The 15,833-nt window shown below is 56.6% G+C and carries 9 protein-coding genes and 1 pseudogene; 7 read left to right on the forward strand and 3 right to left on the reverse strand.

Annotated features, from left to right (window positions below):
* The first annotated feature begins 48 nt into the window (after positions 1-48).
* The 7 genes and pseudogenes from HH216_RS17075 to HH216_RS17100 all read left to right on the forward strand — a co-directional run bounded on the left by HH216_RS17075 (position 49) and on the right by HH216_RS17100 (position 11,502).
* Positions 49-1,239, forward strand: a complete 1,191-nt coding sequence (locus HH216_RS17075; RefSeq protein ID WP_169551899.1) for a SusC/RagA family TonB-linked outer membrane protein — start codon at positions 49-51, stop codon at positions 1,237-1,239.
* On the forward strand, positions 1,236-3,323 hold the full coding sequence (locus HH216_RS17080; protein ID WP_254448477.1) for a SusC/RagA family TonB-linked outer membrane protein: 2,088 nt from the start codon (positions 1,236-1,238) through the stop codon (positions 3,321-3,323). Before HH216_RS17075 ends, HH216_RS17080 begins: the two co-directional genes overlap by 4 nt.
* Positions 3,324-3,527: 204 nt before the next feature.
* Positions 3,528-3,971 (forward strand): annotated as a pseudogene (locus tag HH216_RS26900) (RagB/SusD family nutrient uptake outer membrane protein); the annotation flags it as partial.
* Between the two features lie 69 nt (positions 3,972-4,040).
* A complete protein-coding gene (locus HH216_RS26905; protein WP_408641797.1) occupies positions 4,041-4,967 on the forward strand; it encodes a RagB/SusD family nutrient uptake outer membrane protein in 927 nt (308 codons plus the stop codon).
* Positions 4,968-5,183: 216 nt separating this feature from the next.
* The gene (locus HH216_RS17090) at positions 5,184-8,471 is read left to right on the forward strand and encodes a VCBS repeat-containing protein (RefSeq protein ID WP_254448478.1); all 3,288 of its coding nucleotides are present in this window, start codon (positions 5,184-5,186) and stop codon (positions 8,469-8,471) included.
* Positions 8,472-8,499: 28 nt separating this feature from the next.
* Positions 8,500-9,780 carry a vanadium-dependent haloperoxidase gene (locus HH216_RS17095; RefSeq protein WP_254448479.1) on the forward strand — a complete coding sequence of 427 codons (1,281 nt, stop codon included), beginning with the start codon at positions 8,500-8,502 and terminating at the stop codon, positions 9,778-9,780.
* 120 nt (positions 9,781-9,900) lie between these two features.
* Complete coding sequence (locus tag HH216_RS17100) at positions 9,901-11,502, forward strand: MGH1-like glycoside hydrolase domain-containing protein (RefSeq protein ID WP_217371869.1); 1,602 nt, start codon at positions 9,901-9,903, stop codon at positions 11,500-11,502.
* A gap of 877 nt (positions 11,503-12,379) precedes the next feature.
* Here the strand turns inward: HH216_RS17100 and HH216_RS17105 are convergent.
* The 3 genes from HH216_RS17105 to arsM form a co-directional block, all read right to left on the reverse strand.
* Positions 12,380-13,888: a hypothetical protein gene (locus HH216_RS17105; protein WP_332871413.1), complete on the reverse strand. Its 1,509-nt coding sequence runs from the start codon at positions 13,886-13,888 to the stop codon at positions 12,380-12,382.
* Between the two features lie 107 nt (positions 13,889-13,995).
* Positions 13,996-14,742, reverse strand: coding sequence for a 3-oxoacyl-[acyl-carrier-protein] reductase (gene fabG, locus HH216_RS17110; protein ID WP_169551902.1), 747 nt, complete (start codon positions 14,740-14,742; stop codon positions 13,996-13,998).
* Between the two features lie 115 nt (positions 14,743-14,857).
* Complete coding sequence (gene arsM / locus HH216_RS17115) at positions 14,858-15,826, reverse strand: arsenosugar biosynthesis arsenite methyltransferase ArsM (protein ID WP_169551903.1); 969 nt, start codon at positions 15,824-15,826, stop codon at positions 14,858-14,860.
* Positions 15,827-15,833 lie beyond the last annotated feature (7 nt).

Here is a 15,833-nt window from a genome sequence, read left to right on the forward strand (position 1 = left end):
AAATTTATGCATAAATGTGAGTCGTTTCAACGGTTGACGTTTGGGATTATGAAACTCATTATCTGTCAGCTTTTACTGGCGGCATTCGTGGGCAGCATCGTACTGGCTGGCCCATCGGCAGCGCAGGGGGTGCTTGACCGCTCGGTAACCATGCAAGTCACGAATCAGCAGATTGGGTCCGTGCTAGGACTGCTGCGTAAGCAGGTGGACGTGCGGTTTACGTACAGTTCGTCGGTTGTCGAAACCAATCGGCGCGTCAGCCTGTCGGTTACCAATGAGCGACTGTCCGATGTGATGAACCGGCTTCTGACACCGCTGAACATTGCGTATCGCGTGGAGGGACGCCAAATCATTCTCTACCGCCAGGAAAAGACAGGCGACGCCGATGAACCGACGTCTACTGGTGGGCAGGTCGGTGTCGCCGAAGCCGTAACCGTTCGGGGGCGCGTGACCGACGATAAAGGCATGGGCCTGCCCGGTGCCAACGTCCTGATAAAGGGCAGTACGACGGGGACGGTTACCGATACCGATGGCGCTTACTCGCTCTCAGTACCGACGGGTACTGAAACGCTGGTGATCTCATTTATCGGTTACACGTCGAAGGAGGTTGCCATAGGCGGGCGTACCACGGTCGACGTGCAACTGGCATCCGACGATAAGTCGTTGTCGGAGGTGGTTGTCGTGGGCTACGGTACGCAGCGGAAGGCTGACCTGACCAGCGCCGTCGCCAGCGTAAAGTCGGAGAATTTCGTGAAAGGAGCCGTGAAAGATGCCGGGCAACTGCTTCAGGGCAAGGTCGCCGGTCTGACGATTAGTAACCCTAGTGGCGACCCAACGGCCAACACGCAGATTTTGCTGCGCGGTACGGCTACGCTCAGTAGCAGCTCCCAACCCCTGATTCTGATCGACGGCGTGCCGGGAAGTTTGAACACGGTAGCCCCGGAAGATATCGCGTCCATCGACGTGCTAAAAGACGGTTCAGCGGCTGCTATCTATGGTACGCGCGGCACCAACGGCGTTATCCTGATTACGACCCGCCGGGCGCAGGGCGATATCAAACCGACAATCGAATACAGCGGCTACGTCAGTACGCAGACGATCACCCGCAAACCTGATCTGCTGACGGCGACCGACTACCGGCGGCTCATTCCGCAGGGCGTCGGTTTTCAGGATCTGGGGGCGATACCGACTGGATCAACGCACTCTCGCGGGCTCCGCTCATTCACGTCAACAACGTGACGTTGCGAGGTGGTAATGCAACGACCAACTACCTGGCCAACGGCACGTACCGGTATTTTGAAGGTATTTTCCTGAAGTCGGACAACCGCACCTTCACCGGCCGGATCGACGTCAACCACAACATGTTCGACAGTCGGCTGAAACTGAATGTCGGCTTGCTCAGCTCTAACAACCGGTATACAACCCTGACCGACGGCGGTAGCTTTAGCGGCTACACGTACCGGCAGGCGGTGATCCAAAACCCGACGCAGCCGATCACCAATGCTGACGGAACCTGGTATCAGCAGCCGGGTCTGTTCAACTACGACAACCCGCTGGCCCGCATCTACGAATCGGATGGCGAAAATAAGTCGCTCAACACGCGTTACAACGGTAGCCTAACCTGGCTCCCCATCGACCGGCTGCAACTGAAAGCCCTGGCTTCGCTAAACCAGTTTAACCAGACGCGGGGCTACGCCGAAACCAAGCAGCATATCTCGACCATCCGCGACGGTCGTAACGGCTACGCATCGCGAGGGACGCAGGCCGTAACCGACCGGCTGCTTGAACTGACGGCCAACTACGACCACAACTTCGGGGCACACCGCCTGTCGGTTCTTGGGGGGTATAGTTATCAGGACAACGTGTACGAGGATTATTTCATGCAGAACTGGAATTTCCCGACCGACAAGTTTACCTACAATAACATCGGCACGGGGAACGCCCTGCGGACCGGTCTGGCACCCATCGGCAGCTACAAAGGGGCCTGGAACCTGGTCGGTTTCTTCGGTCGACTGACTTACAACTATGAAGACAAATACCTGCTGCTGGCCAGTGTGCGCCGGGAAGCGTCGTCCAAGTTTGTCGGGGCCAATCAGCCATGGGGTACGTTTCCGGCCGTATCGCTGGGCTGGCGTATCAACCGGGAAGGGTTCATGCGGGACGTCAAGGTGTTTGACGACCTGAAACTGCGGGCAGGCTACGGCGTCACCGGTACGGCCCCCGACGATCTGTTTTTGGGCGTAGCCCGGCTCAACTACAGCGGCTTCTTCCTGGTCAACGGTACGTGGGTGCCGAGCCTGGTGCCAGCCAGTAACCCCAACCCGTACCTGCGCTGGGAAGAAAAACGCGAAACCAACATCGGCCTCGATTTTTCGCTCTACAAGGGGCGGGTCAGCGGCTCGATCGACCTGTACAACCGCGAAACCAACGGCCTGCTCTACGACTACCCCGTGCCGTCGCCCCCCAATCTGTTCGGCATCACCCGCGCCAACGTGGGTTCGATGCGCAACCGGGGTGTTGAAGTCATTGTCAACGTTGTGCCGGTGCAGACAAAGTCGTTCGTCTGGAATTCGAGCGTCAACTTCTCAACCAACCAGAACCGACTGACCTCGCTGACCAACGACCTGTACACGCTGACCAACGACTTTTTCAACACCGGCTACACGGGTGAACCCATCCAGACCTACACCAGCCGGGTGCGGGTAGGGCAACCCATCGGTAACTTCTACGGCTTCAAGGTAGTCGATGTGGGGGCTGACGGGAAATGGATTTACGAAAACCGGGAAGGGCAGCAGGTGCCATACGATCAGTTTGCCCACAGCGACGAAGACAAGATGATTCTTGGCAATGGCCTACCCAGGTACTACGCGGGCTGGAACAACAACCTGCGTTACAAAAACTTCGACCTAGCCGTTACCATGCGCGGTGCGTTTGGCTACCAGATTCTGAACTTCCAGCGGATGTACTACGAAAACCCCGGTGTGGTGCAATACAACCAGCTGCGGTCGGCGCAGGAGCCGGTGTTCGGCAAAGTCGTACTGAACAAAAACGTACCGCTCGAATACAACAGCTATTATGTTGAAAACGGCGATTTCTGGAAGATCGATAACGTCACGCTGGGCTACAACGTCAACCTGCCCACCAGCAGTAAGATCATCCGCAATGCCCGCGTCTACGTCTCGACGCTGAATACGTTCCAGTTCACCGGCTACAAAGGGCTTGACCCCGAAGTTAACCGGGGTGGGCTGGCTCCCGGCCTCGACGACCGTGACAAGTACCCATCGGTACGTACCTACACGTTTGGCCTGAACCTAACTTTTTAACTTATATCCGCCATGACTTTCAAACCATACCGGCAGGCGGGCAGTACCGCCCTCTTGATTTCAGCTCTAACCGCGCTGATGCCGGGCTGCACCAAACTCCAGGACGAAAACTACACGCAGCTCGTCAGCAGCAGCTTCGTACCGACCCCGCAGGATTTGGCGTCGCTCGTTGGGCCAGCCTACGGCAACTGGCGTCCGCTGATGATGCAGAACAACGGCTTTTTCCGCACCAACGAAATCGGTGCCGACGAACTCGTAATCCCCGCCCGGCCCAACGGCTGGGTCGACGGGGGGATTTTCCGGCGGCTGCACGAACACAAGTGGACCTCGCAGGACGGCAGTGCGTACGATAACTGGAATAACGCCTTTGGTGGCATCACCAACGCCAACCGGGTGATCTACCAGATTGAGTCGGGGCAGATTCCGGTGACGCAGGGCAAAGACGCCCTGTTGGGTGAACTGCGCGTATTGCGGGCGTCGTACTACTACGTGCTCTGCGACATCTTCGGTAACGTACCCATCGTCACGCGGTTCAACGTAGAGGAAGGCTTTCTGCCTGATCAAAGCTCACGTGCCGAGGTGTATAACTTCATCGTAAAAGAAATTACCGAGTCGCTGCCGCTGCTGGGCAACACGGTCGATAAAAGCACGTATGGCCGGTTCAATAATAAGTGGGCGGCCTATGCACTGCTGGCGCGGGTGTACCTCAACGCACAGGTGTACTCGGGTACGGCGCAGTGGGACAAGTGCGCTGCGGCCTGCGACGCCGTTATTAACGCTGGACTTTTTGCGCTTGAAACCAATCAGCGCGACGTGTTCAAAACGGTTAATGAAAACTCGAAAGAGATCGTCTTCGCTATTCCGTACGACGAAATATACGGGGGTACGTTCAGCATGGCGATGGAGACGCTGCAACCCGCCAACCAGAAAACCTACGGTGTTGAAGCGGCCTGTTGGGGCGGCACCTGCGCCGTACCGCAATTCATCAACACCTACGATCCCGACGACAGCCGGTTGAAGGAAAACTGGATTCAGGGACAGCAGTACGATGCCTCCGGACAACCGCTGTTAGGCAGTATGCGGGCCACCAACGGCAAGCCGCTGATCTATCTTAACCAACTGCCGGGTGTCGATTCGTCGGAGGAAGTACACGGTTTTCGCATGGGTAAGTACGAGTATAAGCAGGGCCTGCGGATCAACATGAGCAACGATGTGCCGTTGTTCCGGTATGCCGACCTGCTGATGATGAAAGCCGAATGTCTGCTGCGAACTGGTAACGCCGGTGGGGCTGCTACTTTGGTGACGCAAGTCCGGTCGCGTAGTTTCAAAAACAACTCGACCAAAGCGACCGTAACGGCGGCTGACCTGATAAAAGGCAGTATATACAAATATGGTCTGACGCGGAACGGTCAGTTTACAACCACGCAAACCGGCGACGATGTGCAGTATGGCCGGTTTCTAGACGAGCTGGGCTGGGAGTTCACGCAGGAAGGACACCGTCGGCAGGATATGATCCGCTTCGGCACGTACACCAAAAAATCGTGGCTCTCGCACTCGCCCAACGGCGACTATCGCATTCTGCTGCCCCTTCCGCAGGCCGAACTAAACAAGAACCCCAAGCTGAAACAAAATCCGGGGTACTAGCTCTTATGACCGGGCGTAATTTGGTAACCTGTACTACGTATTACTGAATTACGGCCGGTCAATTGCCATAGCGACTTCTGTTTGCTGAATCGATTATCTTCTTTCATGCGTGTGTATCGCTGTTTGCTGCTGTGTTTGATCGCTGGCTGGCTGCTATGGGGTTTGCCCGGCTGTCAACAGAAGGGGACTGATAAGAATTCGGTTAGCCCCACTCTGTTGCATCGGCTGTCGGTCGACGAGACGGGCATAGCCTTTCGGAATGAACTGCCCGAAAACGAAGATACAAACCCGCTGGTCTACGAATACACCTACAACGGCGGGGGTGTGGCGGCTGGTGATCTGAACGGCGATGGCCTGGACGACCTGTATTTCACCGCTAATCAGGGGCCGAACCGGCTGTATCTGAACCGCACGGCGAAGGGGCCTAACCCGGCAATTCGCTTCGACGACATCACCGAAGCCGCGGGCGTGGCTGATGCCGAGAACTGGAAAACGGGCGTGACGATGGCCGACGTCAACGGCGACGGTCGGCTCGATCTATACGTCTGCCACTCCGGCAATCTGGCCCCGGAGAAGCGGCAAAATCGGCTGTTCATCAATCAGGGGAACGACAAACAGGGCATCCCACAGTTTCGCGACGAAGCCACCCAGTTTGGACTGGCTGATTCGGCGTTCAGCACACAGGCCGCGTTCTTCGATTTCGACCACGATCACGACCTCGACATGCTGCTGATTAACCACAGCCCGCGCCGGTTCGAGAATCTGGACGAGACGGGAATCGAGCGAATCATGAATACGCCCGACGGCCTTACGGGTATCAAACTGTACCGCAACGATACCAATAAATTCACTGAGGTAGCGCAGGAAGTTGGGTTGCGCAACGCCCGGCTTTCCTACGGCCTGGGCGTGTCGGTCGCCGACGTTAACAACGACGGCTGGCCCGACATTTATCTCTCCAACGATTACCTCGCCCCCGATTACCTGTACATCAATCAGAGTGGGCATTTTACCGATCAGACCGACGCGGCCCTGGGTCACACGTCGCAGTTTTCGATGGGCAACGACATTGCCGACGTCAACAACGACGGCTGGAGCGACATCTTCACGATGGATATGCTACCCGAAGACAATCACCGGCAGAAACTGCTCTTCGCCAACGACAACTACGAACTCTTTGCGTTGCGCGAACGCACGGGCCTGCACCGGCAGTACATGCGCAATATGCTGCACTTGAATCAGGGCGCGACCGGCGGTAAAACGCCCGTTTTTGTCGAAATCGGGCAGCAGGCGGGCACGTCGAACACCGACTGGAGCTGGGCACCGCTGGCCGCTGACCTGGACAACGACGGCTGGAAAGACCTGGTCATCACCAATGGTTACGTACACGACTACACGAACATGGATTTTCTGAAATACATGGGCGATTTCGTGAAAGCCAACAGTGGCAGTATTCAGCGGAGTAACCTGCTCGATCTGGTGCGGCAGATGCCGTCGTCCAACGTTATCAACTACGTATTTCGCAACAACGCCGGTCGGCCACCCACGGATACGGCCGGACAGGGAAGCCTGTTCAGCAACGTGAGCCGGGCCTGGGGGTTCGACACACCCTCGAATAGTAACGGAGCCGCCTACGCCGACCTCGACAACGACGGCGATCTGGATCTGGTCGTCAATAACATCAATCAGGAAGCGTTTGTCTACCGCAACGACGCTGAAAAACTACTGAAACACAACACGCTGTCGGTCAGACTGGACGGGACCGGGGCGAACCGCTACGGTGTGGGCGCTGCGGTTACGCTCTACAGCCGGGGTACGGTACAGCGGCAGGAGCAGCTCCTGTGCCGCGGCTTTCAGTCGAGCGTATCACCGGTGCTGCACTTCGGGCTGGGAGCGTCGAAAACAATCGATTCGCTACGGGTCGACTGGCCGGGCGGACAGGCGCAGTGGCTGCGTAACGTAGCCGCCAACCAAACGCTCACATTGCACGAAAAAGACGCGCAGGCTGGGGTGAAGCAACCCGTCGGTATTCAAGGTTCTATTTTTCAGCCGGCAACGTCGCCGGTCAGCGGTACGGCGTCGGAAAACGATGTCAACGATTTCAAGCGGCAACCGCTGCTCACCAACTCGCTGTCGTACAGTGGGCCGTGCTTGGTTAAGGGCGACGTCAACGGCGACGGCCTCGAGGATTTATTCATCGGTGGCGCGTCGGGTTATGCCGGGCGGGTACTGGTGCAGCGGGCAGAGCGGTTCACCGATACGCGTCAGCCCGCGCTCATTGCCGATTATTTGCAGGAAGACACCGACGCAGCTTTCGTGGACGTTGACCGCGATGGTGATCTGGATTTGTACGTGTGTAGTGGGGGGTACGATAATTTTCTGCCCAACGACGCACTCTTGCAGGATCGCCTGTATCTCAACGACGGCCGGGGTCAGTTCGCCCGGCAACCCGACGCCCTACCGCGCCTGTACACCAGCAAAAGCTGCGTGCGCGTGGCCGACATTAACGCCGATGGTCATCCCGACTTGTTCGTGGGCGGGCGGGTCGTACCGGCGCGGTATCCCGAAACACCCGACAGCTACGTGCTGCTCAATGATGGGCACGGCCATTTCTCCGACGCAACCAGCCGCGTAGCCCCCGCACTCAAAAAATTGGGTATGGTAACCGATGCCGCCTGGGCGGACATGAACGCCGATGGTCGGCCGGACCTGATTACGGCGGGGGAATGGCTACCGGTGCAGGTCTGGATCAATCAGAACGGCCGACTGGTCGACAAAACAACCGACTACCTGCCCCGGCTGTCGGGCTGGTGGAACAAACTATTCGTCGCGGATCTGAACGGCGACGGTCGGCCCGACATCGTTGCGGGCAACATGGGCATGAACACGCAGTGCCGGGCGTCGGTTGGTCGACCCGCCGAACTGATCTACAAAGACTTTGACGACAACGGCACCGTCGACCCCATCCTGATGATGCCCATTCAGGGACGTATGTACCCGTTCGTGTCGCGTGACGAACTGCTCGATCAGATGACCACTATGCGCCCTCGCTTCACCGACTACAAAAGCTACGCCGACGCCAGCCTGACCGACGTGCTGACGGCTGACGAGCGAACCGGCGCGACGACCCTCCGGGCCGACCGGCTGCAAACAACCGTGTTCGTCAGCGGCCCCGCCGGGAAGAAATACCGGCTGGCCCGGCTTCCTGCCGAAGCACAATACACGCCCATCTTCGCCATCACCACCACCGACTATGACGGCGACAGTCACCCTGATTTGCTGCTGGGCGGCAACATAAACCACAGCCGGATTCGGTTCGGCAACAACGACGCGGGGCTGGGGCTGTTGCTGCGAAACGATGGGACCGGTACGTTTACGGCGGTCAGTCAGGCTCGGTCGGGACTGGCGGTTCGAGGGGATATCCGCAGCTTTACCTGGCTGAACGGGCTGTTACTGGCCGGGGTCAATAACCAGCCGTTTCTGGCATTTAAACGGAGGGAAAACTGATGCGTCTGCTGCTAATCATAGTCCTGGGATGCCTGCTGCTGGGGCCTGCCGACCGACGGAGTCATCGTCCTATCAGCCTGGAGCCGATCAAGTAAGCCGGGTAGTCGACGCGATGAACGACGTGATGATGCACGACGTCACCAATCCCCCGCTGGCCGCGCGGTTCTTTGCCTACGCCACGCTGGCTGGTTACGAAACGCTCAGTCACTCCGATTCGACGCTGCGCCCGCTGTTGCGCCGACTCAATCAGTACCCCAGTATTCCGACACCCACCGTAACAAACTATAACCCTCAACTGGCTGCGTTGCTGGCGATGCTCGAAACGGCGGGGCGCCTGCAACCGTCCGGCCGGAACCTGGATAGCTGCCGTACGAGCCTGCTGGACGATAGCCGGAAAAAGGGTATGCCCGATGATATACTGACCGGGTCACAGAAAGTTGCCAAAACCATCGCCGACGCGGTGGTGCGCTACGCCCGGCAGGACGGCTACAACCGCCTAAGCGACTACCCGCGTTATACCCCAACCAAAGGCGAGGGCTACTGGTACCCGACCCCGCCCGCGTTTCTGTCGGCCGTAGAGCCTCATTTCGGCCAAATTCGCCCGTTTCTGATCGATTCAGCAGGTACGTACACGCCCCGGCCACCTACCGTTTTTTCGACCAACAAACAAAGCGCCTTTTACCGGCAAATGGCCGATGTGTGCCGGGCTGGGCAAACGCTGACGTCCGACCAAAAAGCCAGCGCCCAGTTCTGGGATTGCAACCCCTTCGCCGTGCAGGACGCGGGGCATCTTCAAATTGGCTTGAAAAAGATGTCGCCGGGGGCGCATTGGATGGCTATTGCCGGAGCCGCCTGTCGGCGGCAACGCGCGTCGTTCAGCCGGACGCTACAGGTACATACAGTACTGGCCATGACGCTGATGGACGCCTTTATCTGCTGCTGGGCCGAGAAGTACCGCAGCAACCGCATCCGCCCAGAAACCGTCATCCGCCAATACATCGACCCCGACTGGAAGCCGCTGTTGCAAACACCTCCGTTTCCAGAATACGTGAGCGGCCATTCGGTGATTTCGGGCGCGTCGGCGGAGGTACTGACCCACTTTTTCGGTGACAACCTGGCGTACACCGACTCCACCGAAATTGGTTTTGGACTGGCTCCCCGGCGGTTTACCTCGTTCCGGCAGGCCGCGCAGGAAGCTGGCCTATCGCGGTTCTACGGCGGCATTCATTTCAATGATTCAGTTACAGAAGGATTGAACGAGGGGCAGCGAATAGGAGAATACGTCGTGGCAACGCGGCTAGTCAAGTAATACGTGTGCCGCAATGTGGGCGTTTCCAGACAGGGCAGGGATCAATTATCCGCATGTTGCGTCCAATTCATAAACCGTACTTAGCACAAAAGCATAAGCACCAATTGATTTTTTGCGATCATGATGAAAAAAGTAATAGCTGTTCTGGGTCTATTAACCTGGCTCAGTTTTTCCGCGCAAAGCCAGTCTTTTTTTGTACTCAATCCTGAACGCTATAAGCCTTACATTGATCAGTTTAATGCTGACGATAACGAATTGTATAAACAATACATTCCTAATGATTCAGCCTGGCAATTCATTCAATCGAACGTGCCGCTGCTGGACTGCCCGGACAAGAATTTGGAATTAACGTATTATTTCCGTTGGTGGACCTATCGCAAACAAATAAAGGCGACGCCTGATGGTTTTATCGTTACCGAGTTTTTGCCCTCTGTATATTGGGCGGGTAAGCATAATTCGATCAGTTGTGCAGCCGCTCATCATTTTTATGAAGGTCGTTGGCTAAAGGATACCAAATACTTAAATGATTATGCAAATTTCTGGCTAAGAAAGGGAGGGGATTTACGAAGTTATAGCTTTTGGATTTCGGATGCATTGTGGTCATTTCATCAGGTTAAACCTAATTCAGCCTTATTAACCGATCTGCTACCCGATTTAATCAAGAATTATCAGGGATGGGAAACGGGGCGAATGTATCAAGATAAATATTTTATTGGTAAAAATCCCGATGGACTTTTTAGTACAATTGATGATCGGGACGGAATGGAAATGTCCATTGGCCAACATGGTAAGCGCCCAACCATTAATTCATATATGTATGGTGATGCCAAAGCTATTGCCCGTGTTGCACGCCTGAAAGGAGACAAACAAAGTGAGAAGCTGTTTTTGTCGAAAGCTGATACGCTACAAAAATTGGTGCTAATGAAGCTGTGGGATAATCAATCTAACTTCTTCAAAACCATGCCCTATAACCAGTCGAAACTGGTTGATGTTCGGGAGATTTTGGGGTACACACCCTGGTATTTTAAACTACCTACTCAGGGGAAGGGATACGAAAAAGCCTGGCGACTGCTACTCTCGGACCAGGGATTTAAGGCTCCTTATGGATTAACCACCGCCGAACAAAGTCATCCGAAATTTGAATTAACGTATGAAGGACACGAATGCAAATGGAATGGACCGAGCTGGCCTTTTTCAACGGCAGTAACATTAACGGCCATGGCCAACGTACTTAATGAGTATGAGCAGACGATAATCGAACCTCGGGATTATTTTGATCAGTTGGTTATTTATTCGAATGCCCACCGTCGAGTTTCAGAAAATGGTCGCCTGCTGCCTTGGATTGACGAAGTAGTAAATCCGTATACGGGGGACTGGATTTCCCGGACAATGTTAGAATCAATGGGTTGGCGAGCTGATAAAGGAGGGGTCGAGCGAGGAAAAGATTATAACCACTCTACATTCTGCGATTTGGTCATTTCGGGGCTCATCGGTATACGACCGCAGGATACTAATAGTATCGTTGTTAATCCATTGGTTCCAGCTGATGGATGGGATTGGTTCTGCCTGGACAATATTACATACCATGGCAAAACACTCACCGTGTTGTTCGATCGTTTTGGGACAAAATACAACAAGGGAAGAGGGTTGTTGTGTTTTTCAAATGGCAAGTTGCTGGCGAAGGCAGAATCAATTCAAAAGCTAACTGTTTCGCTTGAATAGAAGATTGTACTCAATTGCGTTAGTCAGCGGTCTGACCATGCTCGATGCGGAGCCCGAGTTATTTGACGTAGTGTAGTCAACGTTATTACCGGCATCGTGGTGACCAAACCCGGTCAGTGGGCTTAGTGAAAGTCATTTTCTGCTAGGTCTGGTCGAATCGGGGCCTAGGGGTAATCAATGTGTGGTTACCACAAGACAAAACGACCGAAAAGTACCCGTAAGTTCTTTTCTGGTTAACAAGTATTGGCCAGCGAAGAAATCGTCGCTTAGTACCCCCCGTAAAACTTACGCAGACCCCACTCGATGGTGGCCAGCAGGAGTACGACGAAGAACAGCCAACGCCAGTTGATGATTTCGTCGATGGCTTCGGTGCTGCTCAGGCGGGCGGGGTGGGGGCGGCTTGTCAGCGCGTTTACCAGCGCGTCGACCTGGGCGGGTTTGTAGAAACGGCCACCCGTCTGCGTCGCCAGCTGCCGGAGCATGGCGTGGTCGGCGGTGGTGTTGAGGGCTTCAAGTTGCTGCGTCCGGACGACAAACTGCCCCGACGATTGCTCGGCCCGGCCGTTGAGCGTGGCCGTCGCCCGAAACTGATAGGCGCCTTCCGGTAGCTGACTGATCTCGTAGCGGCTGTTGGCAGCCGTGGGCGTAAACGTGTAGCTGCGCGTCAGGTTGCGCTCGTCGGTCAGTTGCAGCCGGACGGGTTGGTCGTACTGCCGCTCGTAGATGTCGTTGTAGAGTTCGGATTCGAAAATGACCTTGTCGCCCGCGACAAACTCGTTGCGAATGGGGTAAACGCGCAGCTTCCGCCGGTCTTCCTTCACCGAAATCAACTGGATGATTTTCTGGAGTAACTCGTCGACTACCTCCTGTTTTTCCGTCAGCGCGAACTCTTCCAGCCGCCACGCCCACAGCCCTTCCCCGCCAGCACGGCCGTTTTGCGGGGCGAGGTTACGTTGAAAGCCAGCAGCGGCTTGGTCGTTTTCACGGTGCCGATCTGCTGCCACAAGACCACTTCGCTGCCCGGCTGCGCGCGGTAATCGCCGTAGGGTACCGTCAGCGGGGGGAGCTTGGCCAGCAGGTCGAGTTTGGCGGGGTCGAACGCAAGTTGCTTGAAGTCGGGGTTGAACGTCGCCGTGACTTTATCCGTCTGCGTCCCCGGCCCGCTGATTTGCAGCACCGGGTTCGACGCCGTAAACGGCCCGATCGCCGACTGACCGCCCAGCACAAACAGCATGGGCGTGTTGCTGCTCAGCAGGGTCTGGAAAACGGCGTTGCCCGTACCCCGACTGTCGGGGATCTGGTGCAGAATGATCAGGTCGTACTTTTTGTCAACCGGGGGTGTCGGGTCGATCGAGCCGGTCAGTACCCGCACGTCGACGTCGTAGTTCTGGTTTTTTTCGAGGATACTGCGAATCGCCCGGATGTCGGGGTGAGGGGCCAGGCCCAGCAGCAGCACTTTTTCCTTACCGTCAATCACGTCGATGTACACGTCCTGCCGGTTGTTGCTGATCGTGTATTCGCCCGGCTGGGGCAGCACCTCGACCACGTAATGCTGCACCCCTTTTCGGGTGGCGGTGGTCTGAAAGGTCAGTTGATTGAACGCATCGCCCTGTCCGAACCGCACCGACTGACGACTTAATTCCTGCCCGCCCTGCCGGATCACGACCGTGGCGGCCTGTCCGGCGTAGCCATAGCTGACGATTTCAGCCTGCACCGGAAACTGATTGCCCAGATACGCAATGCGGTTGGCAATGACGCCCTTGAGCTGAATGTCTTTGCGGGGAATGGTATCGCCCAGCCCGATCGTGTTAACCGAAAACGGGTATTGCCCGAAGGTGGGCGACAGGCCCTGATTGAAAATACCGTCCGTCACCAATACAACGTCGGTCAGATTGCGGCCTTCGTAGTCGGAGCGGATGCCGTTGAGCAGACCCGATAGATCGGTGGTTCGGCGGGTAAAGGGTATTTGAGTAAGGTCGGCACCGGGGTCGTTCAGCGTGTCGTCGAGCGTGCGTACCGACACGTCCATGCCTTTGTCGGTCAACTGTTGCCGCAGCGACTGCAACGCAGCCAGCGACCGGTTGATGGCCGGTCGACCGCCGACGGCTACCGACTCCGAATTGTCGACGGCTAGCACAATCTTCGGTTTTTCCGTCGTCGTCTGAATGCTGCGGATGAGCGGGTCGAGCAGCAGAAAGCACAGCAGACTCACGGCCAGAAAGCGCAGCACGGCCAGCCCGTAGGTCGTGCGCCGGTCGAATCCACCTACCGACGTACCGGTGGTAGCCAGCGGCAGCGGCTGATACAGCGCATAGGCATACGCGGCCCCCACCAGCAAACAAACCAGTATCCACCAGGGCGACGACTGAAAAATAACGTTGGACATTGAGGTGAGTTTAACGTTCAAGGTTTAACGTGTAAGGTTTAGGGTTCACTATCGGGAAAGTAATGCCCGTAGAAAACCTTAAACCTTACACGTTAAACCGTAAACCCCTAAGTTAACATCCCCCCGTCGACCTGCAACACCTGACCGGTGATGTAGCGGGAGAGGTCGGACGCCAGAAAAACGGCGCAGTCGGCCACCTCGTCGGGTTGACCACCCCGTTTCATCGGGATTTGCTGCTTCCATTCTTCGACGGCTTTTTCGTTGATTTCGCCGGTCATTTCGGTTTCGATGAAGCCTGGTGCGATGGCGTTGGAGCGGATATTCCGCGACCCCAGTTCCAGCGCGACCGACTTGGTGAAGCCGATGATGCCCGCCTTCGACGCAGCGTAGTTGGCCTGCCCCGCGTTGCCCCGGATACCGACCACCGACGTCAGGTTGATAATCGACCCGGCTTTGGCTTTCATCATCGGTTTGATGGCTGCTTTGGTCAGGTTAAAGACCGACTTTAGGTTAACGTTGATAACGGCGTCCCATTGTTCTTCCGACATCCGCATCAGCAGCCCGTCTTTGGTAATTCCCGCGTTGTTGATCAGCACGTCGAGCTTGCCGAAGTCGGCGATGACCTGCGTGATGAGTTCGTCGGCGGCTTTGTGGTCCGACGCGTCGGAGCGGTAGCCTTTCACCTGCCCGCCAAACTGCCGGAGTTCTTCTTCCAGCGCCTGCCCTTTTTCAACGCTCGACAGGTAGGTAAAGGCTACGGTAGCCCCTTCCTGCGCGAATTTCTGGGCCATGGCCCGGCCGATACCCCGCGATGCACCCGTGATGAGTGCCACTTTGCCTTTCAGTAAATCCATTGGTTAAAAATAACAGCACCGCACCAGCCAGACTAGTTGACCGGTGCGGTGGTCTGATCGTAAGAATGGGTCAAAAATAGCCGGTTGCCACTGAATCGCCAACGGCGGCCCGCCATTAACAGCAGCCCCCGCCGTCGTAGTGGTAGGTCGAGGGCGAAATGAACAGGTCGTTGCGGTTAAGCCGGGCCAGCGCACCAGCGGTTTTGTCGCAGACGGCCAGCGGCTGATTGGGCAGCAGGACGTGGCCTTTCTGATCGTCGAAGTGCGTATCGGAGCCGTAGTAGATGGCCGTTTTGCCGGTGAAAATGCAGGGACCGTCGGTGGGCATCGGGTCTTTGATCGCGCAGACTTCGACGCTTTCGATATACAGCAGCTCGTCGGTGGCGTACTGACCCGGCGGCAGCACCCGATAGGCGCGTTTGGCCCGCACTTCGATGGTGCCGAAGCCCACGCTTGCAATCATATCAAGGTAGGTTTGCAGCGGTACTGACCCCGTCAGGCAGAGGGCGCGAAGGCGGTCGTCGTTACGGAGTTCGTCGGACATGGGCTGTTCGCAAACGGGATCCGACATGACGAGCCGACCGTGCGGTTTCAGGATGCGGTAGGTTTCGGCCAGTGCCCGGTGCAGGTCTTCGACCCGGAAAATATTGAACAGGCAGTTCTGCGCGGCCACGTCGACGCTGTTGTCGGGTAGGGGCAGGTCGAGGGCCGAGCCTTCGCGTAGGTCGATGAAGTCGCTGCTGAACCAGTCGTTCTGGGCTTCAGCTTCTCCCAGGTTGTCTTGGCAAGCCTTCAGCATTTCCGGCACCACGTCGACGCCGATGATAGCCCCCGGCCGGCGGCTAAAGTAGGCGAACTGAAGCAGTTCCATGCCGCCCCCAACGCCCACGTACATCACGGTTGGGCTGTTGACCAGGTCGCGGGGGTTGACGGTGCTGCCGCAGCCGTAGTTCATCTCCAGCATCCGTTTGGGTATGCTCAGGCCCGGCAATTGCCAGACGGGGTTGGTTGTGCAGCACAGCCCAACCTGTGGTTCTTCGGCAGCCTGCCGGTACACGTCAACGGTGGCATCGAGGTAACTCATGCTTCAG

This window comes from Spirosoma rhododendri, from assembly GCF_012849055.1.
Classification (GTDB): Bacteria; Bacteroidota; Bacteroidia; order Cytophagales; family Spirosomataceae; genus Spirosoma; species Spirosoma rhododendri.